At 59.1% G+C, this 13,070-nt stretch carries 10 protein-coding genes and 1 pseudogene; 1 reads left to right on the top strand and 10 read right to left on the bottom strand.

Annotation, left to right across the window (positions count from 1 at the left end; genetic code table 11):
* Positions 1 to 196: 196 nt before the first annotated feature.
* The 3 genes from ACWKV4_RS12880 to ACWKV4_RS12870 form a co-directional block, all read right to left on the bottom strand.
* Positions 197 to 922, bottom strand: coding sequence for a gamma-glutamyl-gamma-aminobutyrate hydrolase family protein (locus ACWKV4_RS12880; RefSeq protein ID WP_483832474.1), 726 nt, complete (start codon positions 920 to 922; stop codon positions 197 to 199).
* A gap of 207 nt (positions 923 to 1,129) precedes the next feature.
* Complete coding sequence (locus tag ACWKV4_RS12875; protein ID WP_483832316.1) at positions 1,130 to 2,461, bottom strand: ATP-binding protein; 1,332 nt, start codon at positions 2,459 to 2,461, stop codon at positions 1,130 to 1,132.
* Positions 2,458 to 3,141: a response regulator gene (locus ACWKV4_RS12870; protein WP_483832317.1), complete on the bottom strand. Its 684-nt coding sequence runs from the start codon at positions 3,139 to 3,141 to the stop codon at positions 2,458 to 2,460. Before ACWKV4_RS12870 ends, ACWKV4_RS12875 begins: the two co-directional genes overlap by 4 nt.
* Before the next feature lie 131 nt (positions 3,142 to 3,272).
* Here ACWKV4_RS12870 and ACWKV4_RS12865 point away from each other — a divergent pair, with 131 nt between their 5' ends.
* Entirely contained in the window at positions 3,273 to 4,079 is an 807-nt protein-coding gene (locus ACWKV4_RS12865) for a prolipoprotein diacylglyceryl transferase family protein (protein ID WP_483832475.1), read from the top strand.
* On the opposite strand, the gene ACWKV4_RS12860 is transcribed toward ACWKV4_RS12865, so the two are convergent.
* The 7 genes and pseudogenes from ACWKV4_RS12860 to ACWKV4_RS12830 form a co-directional block, all read right to left on the bottom strand.
* The gene (locus tag ACWKV4_RS12860; protein WP_483832318.1) at positions 4,076 to 4,510 is read right to left on the bottom strand and encodes a DcrB-related protein; all 435 of its coding nucleotides are present in this window, start codon (positions 4,508 to 4,510) and stop codon (positions 4,076 to 4,078) included. The two genes, ACWKV4_RS12865 and ACWKV4_RS12860, sit on opposite strands and share 4 nt — an antisense overlap.
* A 27-nt stretch (positions 4,511 to 4,537) precedes the next feature.
* Complete coding sequence (locus ACWKV4_RS12855) at positions 4,538 to 5,110, bottom strand: hypothetical protein (protein ID WP_483832476.1); 573 nt, start codon at positions 5,108 to 5,110, stop codon at positions 4,538 to 4,540.
* Positions 5,102 to 5,320, bottom strand: a pseudogene (locus tag ACWKV4_RS12850) (bacteriophage T4 gp5 trimerisation domain-containing protein); the annotation flags it as partial. The pseudogene ACWKV4_RS12850 and the gene ACWKV4_RS12855, both read right to left, overlap by 9 nt.
* 49 nt (positions 5,321 to 5,369) lie before the next feature.
* On the bottom strand, positions 5,370 to 5,759 hold the full coding sequence (locus ACWKV4_RS12845) for an Imm50 family immunity protein (protein ID WP_483832319.1): 390 nt from the start codon (positions 5,757 to 5,759) through the stop codon (positions 5,370 to 5,372).
* Positions 5,760 to 5,770: 11 nt separating this feature from the next.
* A complete protein-coding gene (locus ACWKV4_RS12840) occupies positions 5,771 to 9,967 on the bottom strand; it encodes an RHS repeat-associated core domain-containing protein (RefSeq protein WP_483832320.1) in 4,197 nt (1,398 codons plus the stop codon).
* A gap of 416 nt (positions 9,968 to 10,383) precedes the next feature.
* Positions 10,384 to 11,913: a DHA2 family efflux MFS transporter permease subunit gene (locus ACWKV4_RS12835; protein WP_483832321.1), complete on the bottom strand. Its 1,530-nt coding sequence runs from the start codon at positions 11,911 to 11,913 to the stop codon at positions 10,384 to 10,386.
* On the bottom strand, positions 11,910 to 13,037 hold the full coding sequence (locus ACWKV4_RS12830) for an EmrA/EmrK family multidrug efflux transporter periplasmic adaptor subunit (RefSeq protein ID WP_483832477.1): 1,128 nt from the start codon (positions 13,035 to 13,037) through the stop codon (positions 11,910 to 11,912). Before ACWKV4_RS12830 ends, ACWKV4_RS12835 begins: the two co-directional genes overlap by 4 nt.
* Positions 13,038 to 13,070 lie beyond the last annotated feature (33 nt).

The raw sequence follows: 13,070 nt of genomic DNA, 5'->3' as shown, positions 1-13,070 counted from the left end.
AGGCGCACAGAATAGCAAACCTTGCCATGGGTGCGACCAAGGCTGCGGCGGCACCTATCTCCTGTAAGAACGAGCGTAAGCTCGCGAAGCCACGGCACAGGCAGTCAATGATGCACTGTTCGCCAGTTTTACTGGCGCCTTCAGCCAGCGAACATCATCACCTGGTAGGTTCGCATGACTGCGCTGGGTTCTGGGATCAAGCGGCCTGGAAACGGCGGCAGGCTTCGCCAAAGGCCTCGAACAGCTTGACCGAAACCGGGTTCTCACTGGCTTGCCATTCGGGGTGCCATTGCACGCCCACCATAAACGGGGAAATGCTCGGCCCGTGGAAGGCTTCGATGGTGCCATCGGGGGCCCGGCCCAACACTTCCAGGCCTTCGGCGAGGCGGTCTATGCCCTGGCCATGGAGCGAGTTGACTCGAATATGCTCGTTACCCACGGCCTCAGCCAGCCAGCTACCGGCGTTCAGTGCTACGCCATGGCTATCGGCATATTGCACGGCCACCGGGTCCTCAGGGTTTTCCCGATGATCTTGTACGCCAGGCACCGTGTAGAGTTTTTGGTGGATATCCCCACCCAGGGCTACGTTGATTTCCTGCATGCCGCGACAGATGGCGAATACCGGCAGGCCACGGTCCAGGGCCGCGCGGACCAGCGCGATATCGAACACGTCCCGGCCTCGGTCCTGGGCTTTTTCGGGCGTGAGGTTTTCCTGGTTATACAAGGTCGGATCGATATTGGAGCCGGCGCCGGTCAGGTAAACACCGTCGGCCATGTCCAGATAGGCGTTCAGGCCTTCGATACCGCAGCAGGTGGGCACCAGTACCGGTACGCAGCCAGCGATGTCGACGAGGGGGGTGATGTATTTGTGGGTCATCACCTGGTAAAGGTGGCCTTTGCGTTCTTGCACGCCCATGGTCATCAGGACAACCGGTTTGCACCGGCTTTTTGAGGTTACGCTGTTCACGAGGTACCACCAGGGTTGTTCGGTTGTAAAACATTTCGATCATCTGGCTTCAGAGACAACCGGATACAGGGAGCATCCGAAGAAAACGGGCGATTATTGTCAAACATACTAGACGAATGCCCGCAGGGCCGGCAACTGGCCGTGAGGGGTAGCGGCCTCAGGCTATGCAGGCGCGGAGGCGGCGGCCAACGGCAGATGCAAATCCACCTGCAGCCCCTGGGGCAACGGGTGAAACTCCAGCCTCCCTTGGCAACGCTGCACGATGGCTTGAACGATGGCCAATCCCAACCCACAGCCTTGGCTGTGAGAAGAACGCCAGAAGCGCTCGGTCAAATGAGCCAGTTCATCGGGCTTGAGGCCAGGGCCACTGTCGCTGACCCTGAACAAGGCATGGTCCCCATCGCGGCGCATCTGCAAACGTACAGGCCGGTCGCCATCGCCATGATGTACGGCGTTGTCTAAGAGGTTGCGTAAAGCGGCCACTGCCAGCGTAAGGGGCACCGCCAAGGGCGCCTGGGCTATGCCCTCGGCCAGCTCGATGCTTACAGGCCCCGTTGCGCTTGTGCTGGTATCGTTGATAGCCAGCCGGGCAACCTCCGCCACCGCCACAGGGGGGCCCTCTTCGAACACCAGGCGCCCCTCCACCCGCGCCAATAACAACAGCTGTTCAAGGGTTCGATGCAAGCGGTCGGCCCCTTCTTCCGCGTTGGCCAAGGCAATTTCATGGGCGTTGCCCTGGGTCAGGCGGGCGACTTGCAGGTGGGTTTTTATGGCGGTCAGTGGGCTGCGCAGCTCGTGGGCTGCATCGTCGGTCAAGCGTCGCTCCCGCTCGATGGCCTGACCGATGCGTACGAACAGTTGATTCTGGGTGTCCACCAAGGGCCGCAACTCCGACGGCAGGTGGCGCGCGCAGAGGGGCTCCAGGGCGTCCGGGCTGCGCTGGGTCAAGGCATCTCGAATGCGATTGAGCGGTGCCAGGCCCTGCCCCACGCCAAGCCAGAGCACCCCCAGGCTACCCAGCAACGCCATGACGACAGGCACCGAGGCGGCCAGCACCACAGCCTGGTTAAGGGCTTCGCGCTCCTGCTGACGATCCGCGGTGGTGATACGCACCTGGCCCTGGCTCAAGGTGAAGCTGCGCCAATGCTCGCCTTCGATCAGTTGGTCATGAAAGCCCACCCCCTCTCCCCCAAGGGAAGCCTCCACGCCTTGTTGGCTGGTGGCGAGGATTTCCCCGCGCAAGGAGCTGACCTTACAGGCCATGCCATCGGGAATGCTGGCCTGGTCGGCGCTGATGGGCGAACTGCCCTGCCCTGGGCTCGATGGCAACTGCTCTACCAGGCCCACCACCATGCGGGCGGAGGCCACCAGGCGCTGATCCAAGGAAAACATCATTTGGCCACGCAGGTCGCGAAACATCCAGGCCGCCGCCAGGGCCCAGATCAATACGAAGGCGCCACCCAAAATAAGGATCAAGCGCAGGCGCAAGCTCATTTCGACCCCTTGCTGGCCGAGCCTGCCGGGCCAAGGCGATAACCAAGCCCGCGTACCGTCTCCACAATCCCGCTACCTAATTTGCGGCGCAGGTGGTGAATGTGTACGTTCAAGGCATTACTTTCGACTTCGTCGTTGAACCCGTACAGGCTGTCCTTAAGCTGCTCGGCACTGAGTACCCGCCCGCGGTGCCGCAGCAGCGCTTGCAATAACGCCTGTTCGCGCCGGGACAGGTCCACCGGCTGACCATCGAGCCAAGTTTCCCGGCTAGTAGGGTCGTGACACAGGCTGCCATGCTCAATGCGATTCAAGGTGCGCCCAGCCATGCGGCGCAGCAGCGTATGCAGCCGGGCGTTGAGTTCACGCAGGTCAAAGGGCTTGAGCAGGTAGTCGTCGGCGCCGGCTTCCAGGCCAGCCACTCGATCGGTGACCGCGTCACGGGCGGTAAGCACCAGTACCGGTAAGGCCACCGCTTGATGACGCAACCGCTTGAGCAGCTTGAGCCCGTCTTCATCAGGCAGGCCCAGGTCGAGGATCACCACATCGAAGTGCGCGGCCTTGAGCAAAACCTCGGCGGCGCCAGCGGTGGCCACACGGTCCACCACCGCGCCTTGGGCAGTGAGGCCGGCAACGATGCCGCTGGCGATCAGGTCGTGGTCTTCACAAAGTAATACATGCATGGGCGTAACCTTTTATCGTGGGCGCAGGTTACACCCTGCCCGATTAACCCTGCATTAGCGGCGCGCATGGCTTAATACCGTTCTAACCGCTGGCGGCCATGCTCTACCCCAAACCCTGGCTGGAGTACCTGATGTTAAGCCTGTCCCTGGGGCCGCTGGCCTTGTCTACGTCCCATCTTATTTTGCTCGTGGCACTGGGCATCGCCATGTGGGTAGCTCGGCGCTGCGTCCCCTCGGGCAGCCCCGGCCAGCCCGACGCTGTTTTATTCTGGCTGTTCGTACTGGCGCTGGTGGTAGCCCGGCTGGGCTTCGTCGGGCTGTACTGGGCTCAATACCGAGAGGCGCCCTTGCAAGTAATAGACATCCGAGATGGCGGGTTCTTGGTATGGCTGGGCGTGATCACGGCAATACTGGCCACAGCCCTGCGCGGTTGGCGCGCGCCCTCACAGCGCCAGGCCCTGGTGCTAGCGTGTGCGGTCGGGTTAGCCCTTTGGCTGGTCGGTATGGGCCTGCTGCACTGGCAACGTGGGGAAAGCCGCGTACCCGAGCAGCCACTGGCCACCGCACAAGGCGCGCGGGCCAGCCTGGCGCGGTATCAGGGCCAGCCGTTGGTAGTGAACCTCTGGGCCACTTGGTGCCCGCCCTGCCGACGAGAAATGCCGGCTTTGGTAGCCGCTCAACGGCAGCACCCAGAGCTGCGCTTCGTCTATGTGAACCAGGGGGAAACCCCCGGCACAGTGGCGGCCTTTTTAGGCGCCTTGGGAGTGAATATGGGCGATGTACTGTTTGATGCCACCAGTACCCTGATGCAGCAGGTGGGCGCCAGGGCCTTGCCCACTACCTTGTTCTATGGCGCCGATGGCCGCCTGTTGGGCAGCCACCTGGGGGCGTTGTCACCGGCCAGCCTGGACCAGGCGTTAGGCGTGTTTGAGCGTTAGGATACACGCGGTTGGAAACTGGCCAACATGTCTACCCAACCCTGGGTTTGCTCGGTACTAAAATCAGCCTGAGCCGTGGTCGAGAACACCATTGCGCGTTCTGCTTCGATCAAAAAGGCGGCTTGGCGCTGGTAATAGGGCCGCCCATCGGTCATGTAATACGCGTCAATCTGGATGCCTTCGATCGGTGCCGTGGTCGATAGCAATACTGTTTTCCTGCTTAGCAGCGTATAGCCACGCAGCTTGGACGAAAGCATTTCAAGCTGGCGGTCGACATAGGCCTTTAGAGCCTCGGAAGGCAACAAAGTATCCCTGGAAACTGTGATGCTCAAGGGTGCTGGAAGTGTCGAACCCAACACGAACATGTTTACTGTGCGGTCTTGGAAACCTTCTGGCAGCTTGATGCTGCCTTCTTGCAACCTGTAGTCCATGTACTAAAAACTCCCTACATCAAAAAATCAACGGCGGGCAAGCTCAGTCAGCATGCTGTCGAAGTCCACTAGCCAACTGCTTAGGTCCGGCTGGGTAGGGTCGATCAGGCAAGAAATTTCCAGCCACTGCCGTGCATCACTTCCCATGAGAGGAACAAGAGCGCCTACCAGGCGTGCATGGTGTTCCGTGCCGCCCACTTTGAAATGAAAATCCATCGCCTTGGCGGCACACCCCAACAGGGTGAACTCCCGCTGACGAATGATGCGTAGTTCTGTGGCCTGCGCGTGGAATACTTGGACCGAGCGCTTGAATAGCGTTTCCAACACTTCACCCTGCGTGGCATTCCGGCGCTTGATATCTAATCTAAGCGGCTGGCCTTTGTATTCGACGGTGGCCTGGACTGTAATAAATCGGACAGTGTCGGGAAAAGCCAGATTCAAACCACTGAAGCTGAAGCTACTGGGTACTTCTTGCAGGGGTGTAGCGGGCTCGAGCTCAGGCTTGGGATTGGCTTCAACGACCGGCGCGTCAAGCGCCGCCTTGCGCGCTGCCTCTTCATCGGCAACTCGCTTCGCGGAAATACGGTCGTAAATGCTCATCACTGCGTCTTTCTGAATAATTTTGGCACTACCGCCTACTGTAACCTTACGGTTATTCCCAACATCGTGTTTTTCGTCCAGTTCAATTTCGGTCTCCATATTCCGCTCGGCGTGAGCAATCACCTGCTCTGCGCCAGCCTTGTCTTCGAAGCGGAAAAAGGTTGCCGTGCCGCCATCGCCTTTTATCGACTGCGTCAAAAACCCACTCCTCACCATTCAAAACCACCGAATAATGCAAAGATAAAATTCCGCGCGTTAGTTAGTCCCACCTTTCGTCTATGTACGGGGTGAAGCCATCTATAGTCAAAAACCGAGCCTCGCAACTTAGATTCAGATCATTATTTTCTATGCACAGAATGGTTTTCTTCGGAGAACACCTAATTTCAGGCGTACATATAAATCCGACTTTATTCCCTCGAATATCCAATGAAATAATTTCTCCCACACTAAAAACCAAGCTTATTGCATTGAATCCTTTCCCCCTCCATTTCTCAGGAATACTCTCAGGAATATTTTTACATAAGAACTGGAGCTGCAGACTTGTCATTTCATGTAAGAATATGTTTTCCAGCTGGACGTCGACCAGCGAGAACTCTCCGCCAAACATAAACTTGATCTGCTCCTTTCCTACCGCATTCTCAAACCACATGTATCATTCCCCTAGAAGTTATAGTGTCCATGCGTGCCAGGTACGGAGCTGGTATTCAATGCCTTTCCTCTAATTCTGTCAGCAAGCCGTACATTAAAGTGAGGCTCCGCGCCATGTCCGGGCACTGCCTTCGCATGGCCCAAGCTATGCTCTTGAATATAGACAGGATCCTTGTTCCCGACTAAGAATTCATACTCTCTTGTTTTTACTGGCCTTCCCATTTTGCCTAAAATCTTACTACCATTACCATCCAATAGATCGTGCCGTCGCACTTTATTGGGGCCTTGACTATTCGGAATTCCTATATCCCGCTTCGCTTGCCTAAAAGCATCTCGCCGACTAACGCCCTCATAACTGGTTTTCTTATTCGGACCACAAGTCGACCACCCCAGCGGATCAATCCATCCAACCGGACTAGGCGCATACTGATATAAATTGTCTCCACCCAATAACCCGATCGGATCCTGAGTAATAAACCGCCCCACCTCCGGGTCGTAATACCTAAACGTATTGTAGTGCAGCCCGGTTTCGTCGTCGAAGTACTGCCCTTGGAACCGCAGATGCTGCTCGACCTTATTGACCGCCAAGGCTTCAATCGTACCCCACGCTTGATACGTGGCTTGCCACACGATCTCGCCCTGAGCATCGGTCATTTCGAGCGGCGTACCGATCTGGTCGGTGTGGAAATAGTAGAGCTTCTGTCCCTCCCCTTCTTTTTTATCCACTCGAGCCAGTGGCGCATAGCTGCCGGGCTCGTAGAGGTAGAGGCTGCTCTGCCCTGGGCTCTCTTCGCGCAGCATGCGCAGGCCTTGCCAAAGGAAGCGCTTGTGCTCTTGTTTGCCGTTGATATGGGAGGTTTTGGCGACCCTGCGCCCAAGGCTGTCGTAGCGGTAGGTGCCGAGGCTTTCGAGGCGGCCTTGAGTATAAGTTTGCGCCCGTACCAGTCGGTTTTCGCAGTCGTAGCTAAAGGTTTGCAGCCTGCTGTGGCCGGTGCGTTTTTCGATCAGGTTGCCCCAGGGGTCGTAACTGTATTCCTGGTCGCGCCATTGCTTAAGGCGGTTGTCTTTAACGTGGTCGAACTGCCGACTGTTGAAGTTCAGGCGGTTGGCGGCGGGGTCGTAGCGGAATTCCTCGCTGTCGATCAACCGACCGGTGTCGCGGCTGTAGAGTTGGCCGTTGGGCTCGTACGTGTAGTTGATCTCGCCGCGCAGCTTGTCCAAGGTGCGGGTAAGTTCACCTGCCGGGTCATAGTGGTAGCGGCGGTGGATTGGGTTGTAGGCGTGCTCGACGTAAAGCTCTGGGTGGATCAGCGGATTCTGGACCTTGGATAGCTTCTCGGCAGGCAGGGGTGTGGCGTACTGCCAGGCCTTGCGGCCCATGGCGTCGTAGCCAAAGCAACTGATGAGCGCACCCTGGGTGCGGTACACCTCGCGGTGCAGGTCATCACGCTCCATGTCGCTGATCAGTTGGCCGTCAAGGTTGAGCTGGTGCAGGTGGCCACTGCCGTAGTACAGGTGGTTCAGGTGTTGGCCCGTAGGCAACGTAAGCGTGGTGAGGTTGCTTAATGGATCGTATTCGTAGGCCAGTTCGCCCTGTGGCGTGGTTTCTTTGATCAGACGGCCTAGCGGGTCGTAGGCAAACGCCAGTGTCTCTGCATCGATACCAAGTTTTTTACCGGCATAGGTGGGGTTTCGCTCAATCGATAGTAGCCGGTCACCCTCATCGTAGGTATAGGCCTGCCGTGCATCTTCGTTGAGCTTGGCCAATAGGCGGCCAATGGCGTCGCGTTCGAAGTCGGTGCTGCGGTGTGGCCGTTCGGCGCGTTCGCCGTAGCCGATTTCGTCAACCCGCGTCAGGTGCCCGCTCAGGTTGTAGCTAAAGCGGCGGGTAAGGTTGTCAATGCGCTGTTCTTCGATGAGGCGGTCGGCAACGTCATAGGCGAACCGGTAGGTGGCGCTGTTTTCGTTGGTCAGGGCAACCAGGCGTATCGCGTTGTCGTATTCGTAGGTAACGGTTTGCCCGTTGGCATCCTGCCGCCATTGGGGCAGGCCGCGAGCAGTGCGTAGCAGCTGGGTGGTCTGGCCCTTGCCATCGGTGTGCGTAAGCACCTGACCCAGTTCGTTATAGGTAAAGCGTTCGCCCGTGCCATCCGGGTGGCTGATGCGCAGTACTTCACCGCCTGGCTTGCGCTCAAGGGTTGTGGTCTGGTTGAGGGCATCGGTAACGGCGACCAGGTGATGGCGTTCGTCATAGCGGTAGCAGGTGCTTTTGCCCGAGCAGTCCTGCAAGCGCAGCACCTGGGCCAGGGTGTTCCACCACACGTATGTAGACTTAAGCGTAGGGTCTACGATGGTGTGGGGCAGGCCGTCATCGCCGTTGAGGTATTCGGTCTTATGGCCCAGCGCGTCGATCTCGGCAACCCGGTTACCTTTGGCATCATAGCGGGCTTTCCAGGTGCTGCCATCGGGGTAATCGACTTGGGTAATGAGCGTGGTCAGGTGGTGATACTGGTAACGAATGCTGCGGCCGAGTGGGTCCGTTTCCTTGAGCAGTCGGGCGAACTCGTCGTATTCAAAGGCCAAACGATTACCATCGGGCAGGGTCAGGCCCGTCATGTTGCCGGTATCGTCGAGGTCAATCACGTAGCGCTCGCCGCCATAATCGCGGCTGGAGGTGACACGGTGGTCCTCGTTGTAGTGGATCTCCAGCTCGCGGCCCAGTGTATCGGTTACCCAGGTCGTGCGCTGCTCCAGGTCATAACGGAAGTGGAGGTGTTCGCCATCGCTGGTCTGGTGTTCGACAACGCGCGGCTGGCCGCCCAGGGTTTCCCAGCGGTACTCGCAGGTCAGGCCCAGTGCGTTGCCGTGGTGAGCCATAAGGCCGTGGGTATAACTGAAGCGGCGTACCGAATCGCCATTGCGGTTGAACACTTCGGCCAACTGCCCGTTGCTGTCGTAACGGTATTGAACCAGTGTTTCTACTGCTTCGTTATCGACGATGCGTTTGACCGCGCTTAGCCGCGCGGTCACTTCGTCGTAGTGCAAATGCACACGCACCCCGCCGGTGGCGCTGATGTCGGTCAGCGTGCCCTGTTTGGTGCGGGTGAAGTGCAGGAAGTGGCCGAGTGCGTTCTCGATGCGGTCCAGCGGGACAGGCTGGTTGTTGTCCGGTACTTGGCCAAAATAGAAAAACATGTTGTCCAGGGTTTGCAGCAGGTAATGCCCACCCTCGCTACACACCAGATACACCTGCTCGTGAGGGTTGTAGATACGCTGCCCAGGCGCTACATCCACGAACGGGACAGTGCGGCCCTGGTTATCCGTGAGGTAAACAAAATCACCCAGTTTGCGCAGGCTTTGCTCCCAAGGGAGTACCCAGCCTTTACCGAGCATGCTGTCTACCTCCAGGTTGCTGGCGTAGAAGCGCGACCATTCGATGGGCATCAAGCCGGGCAGGCTGAAGTCGATTTCATCCGGGATAAGCTTACGGCCGGTGGTGGTATCGACCGGGTTGCCTGTCAGGCCACCAATGGCACGGCGCGCGACCGGCTCGACCACGTAGCGGGTGGCTACTTCGCCGGCCACGAAGCCTGCCGTGAATTTCAGTGCGCAGGGCAGCCCGGCCTTCATACCCGCCTGCGCGCCAGTTTTAAGCAACTGGGCGATGCCGCCCGCCGCGCCGGCAACGGCCATCAAGGTATCGACCGTGGTGCGCAGCCAGCCGGGAATTTCATCATCTACTGGCAGATAGCGATACCTGCCGCCACCGATGAAAACGTTGCCCGAGCCACTGGAAAGGGTGGCGCCACAGGTCAGCTTATCGCCCTTTCGCGCCGCTGCCACGCCGTTGATAAAGACATTGGTCGAGCCCTCGGCCACCTTGACCGGCCCGGAATGCTTCTTACAGGCACCGATGCTTTTTTCAATATGCGCGGCCTTGCGGCTGTTGATAAATACATCAGGCGAGCCCGTGAAGAGCGTGCCGGAGGGCGAAGAAAACAGGCTGCTTAGGGCTTCGCCCGCAGCCGTCAGCAGGCCACCTCCCACGCCTGCCGCAAGCCCCGCCAAAAGTGCCGCGCCGAACCCACAGGTGAACGTCACAACCGCCACCGTGGCGACCAAGGCAATGCCCAATGCCGCGCCCAATACGAACCCTTCCAGTGCACCGGTGTGGGAAAGCTCATCGCCAAATCGTGCCGCTTCGAACATGCCCTACTCCTGCATGGCAGTAAGGGTTGGGCGAGCCAGGCAGACTGGAGAACCGCAAACACGCGGCAGGAGGGTTAACTCTGTGAGTTCCTTCATGGGGTGTATCTCCTTGAGACCGGGCGCCGCGAGTGCCTTGCTATGCGCAGGGCGCGCCATCAGTGCAAGCGGCGTTGGCGCTTGGAAACTGCAATATCCTTTTTTGGGTGCAAAGGAAAACGGATCCGTAACGCCCTGTCAACGGCAAGGTCAACACTATGATATTTCAAACCCTGTGTTGCTCTCGGTGCTTATCCAGAACCAGAAATCCTAAAAACGCCCCTACAAACGGTGTGCTAGATGGGGTCGTTAAGGTCACACCAAAGGACTCGACCCGCTGGCGAGCAGGCCGAGCCGAGCGTCGGTAGCAATCTTTTGATTCAATGCCCACCCGACGCAGGCCCAGCCTTGGCGGTGAAGGGCGGCTTGGCGAACCACACCAGCAGGATCAACCCCGCGAACACCCAGCCCAGCATGGTGAAATAGTCCACCGTGGAAAGCATATAGGCCTGACCATTGAGCACCTGCTCAAGCTGCGCGTAGGTCTTCTGCGTATCCCCGCCCATCTGCTGGATAGCCTGCTGGGTGGCGGGGTCGTACACATTGATATGCTCGCTCAGGTAGGCATGGTGCTGGATCGCCCGCCGGCTCCAAATCCATGTGGTCAAGGAGGCGGCGAAACTCCCGCCCAGGGTACGCAGGAAGGTTGCCAGCCCCGAGCCGTCGGCGATCTGCTTGGGCGGCAGGTCTGACAGCAGAATGCTCAAGGTCGGCATAAAGAACAGCGCCACTCCGATACCCATGAACAACTGCACCAGCGCGATATGGGTAAAGTCCACCTCGGTATTGAAGCCCGCCCGCATAAAGCAGCTCAGACCAATGGCGGTAAAGGCGAGCCCGGCCAGTACCCGTAGGTCGAACTTGTGAGCGTACTTGCCCACGAAGGGCGACATCAGCACCGGCAAGATGCCCAAGGGCGCCACGGCGAAGCCGGCCCAGGTCGCGGTGTAACCCAGTTGGGTTTGCAACCATTGGGGCAGGATCAGGTTAATGCCGAAGAAGCCTGAATAGCCCCCGACCAGCACCGCCGTGCCCACGCGGAAGTTGCGAAACGCGAACAGGCGCAGGTTCACCACCGGGTGGGCGTCGGTCAGCTCCCAGATCACGAAGGTCGCCAGGAAGATCACCGAAATCACCGTGCCGATGATGATGAACTGAGACTCGAACCAGTCCAGGTCGTTGCCCTTGTCCAGCACCACCTGCAAGGCCCCCACCCCAATGATCAAGGTGATCAGGCCCACGTAGTCCATGGGCTGGCGGCTGGTATGCACCGGGCGCTTGGCCAGTTGCTGGCGCACCACCGCGGCGGCGAACAACCCCACCGGTATGTTGATGAAGAAAATCCACGGCCAGCTGTAGCTGTCAGTGATCCACCCACCAAGGATAGGCCCGGCAATGGGTGCCACTACCGTAACCATGGCCAGCAACGCCAAGGCCATCCCTCGTTTCGCCGGGGGATATACCGCAATCAACAAGGTTTGGGTCATGGGGTACAGCGGGCCGGCTACTAACCCTTGCAGCACGCGAAAGCCCACCAGTTCCGGCATGGACGTGGAAATCCCACACAAGAACGACGCCAGCACAAACAGCAGGGTCGCCCAGAGGAACAGTTTCACTTCACCAAAACGCCGGCTGAGCCAGCCGGTCAGGGGCAGTGCCACCGCGTTGCTCACCGCAAACGAGGTGATCACCCAGGTGCCCTGCTCCGCGCTCACCCCCAGGTTGCCGGAGATGGTCGGCAGGGCCACGTTGGCGATGGTGGTGTCCAGCACCTGCATAAAGGTCGCCAGCGACAGCCCGATGGTACTGAGCACCAGGCTAGGGGGCGTGAACGACGCATTGCCGCTCATCGTTGCACGGTCTTGCCGGAGGCACTGTTGTCGTGAATCAGCCGGGCGATCATGGTGTCCGCCTCATCCAATTGTTGCTCGTACACCTTAGTAGAGAAGGCAGCCTGCTGCGGGGGCTGTTGGGTCAATACCGCGCCACTTTGGTCATGCAGGTCCACCGTGGCCACGGTAGACAAACCAATACGCAAGGGGTGGGTTTTCAACGGCTCGGGGTCTAGCGCGATCCGTACCGGTACTCGCTGCACGATCTTGATCCAGTTGCCCGTGGCGTTCTGTGCCGGCAGCAGCGAGAACGCGCTGCCGGTGCCCGCGCCGATGCTTTGCACGGTGCCTTTATAGGTTACGTCGTCGCCGTACAGATCAGATTCCAGCGTAACCGGTTGGCCGATACGCATGTCGTGCAGCTGGGTTTCTTTGAAGTTCGCGTCCACCCATACCTGTTCCAGGGGGATCACCGCCATGGTGGGAGTGCCCGGTTGCACACGCTGGCCCAGTTGCACGGTGCGCTTGGCCACATAGCCGGACACAGGCGCTACCAGGGTAGTCCGCGCACGGGCCAGATACGCATCCCGAAGCCGCGCGGCCGCCGCCTGTACATCAGGGTGGGATGAGATCACGGTGTCGTCCACCAAGGCCGCGGTGCCCGCCAACTGCTGCTGAGCGGTGCCCAGCGCACTCTGGGCCGAGGCCAGGTCATCACGGGCGTGTGAAAGCTCTTCTTGGGAAATCGCCCCACTGGCAGCCAGCGTTTTACGGCGATTGTAGTTTTCCTGAGCCTTTTGCAACTCCACACGCCGCGCGTTGGCCTGGGCCCGCGCACTGTCCACGTTGCTGTACATGCCGCGTACCTGTCGTACTGTCTTGGCCAGGTTCGCTTGGGCGTTTTCCAAGGCGATACGGGCATCGGCTGGGTCAAAGCTGATCATCACCTGCCCGGCCTGTACGAAGTCACCGTCATCGGCACCGATGCTGATCACCGTCCCGGCGATCAACGGCGTGACTTCCACCACGTTGCCGTTAACGTACGCGTCGTCGGTTTCCTCGTAAAACTTGCCGTGCAATTCATACCAGGCAAATACTCCCACACCCACGAGGATCACCACCGCCAGCAATAGCAGCAACATCAGCTTGCGTTTGCGCGGGTTGGCCTTGGGTTG

The sequence above is a fragment of the Pseudomonas artemisiae genome (assembly GCF_057128685.1).
Note: the sequence above shows the minus strand (reverse complement) of the source record. Positions and strands in the feature narration are given on the sequence as shown.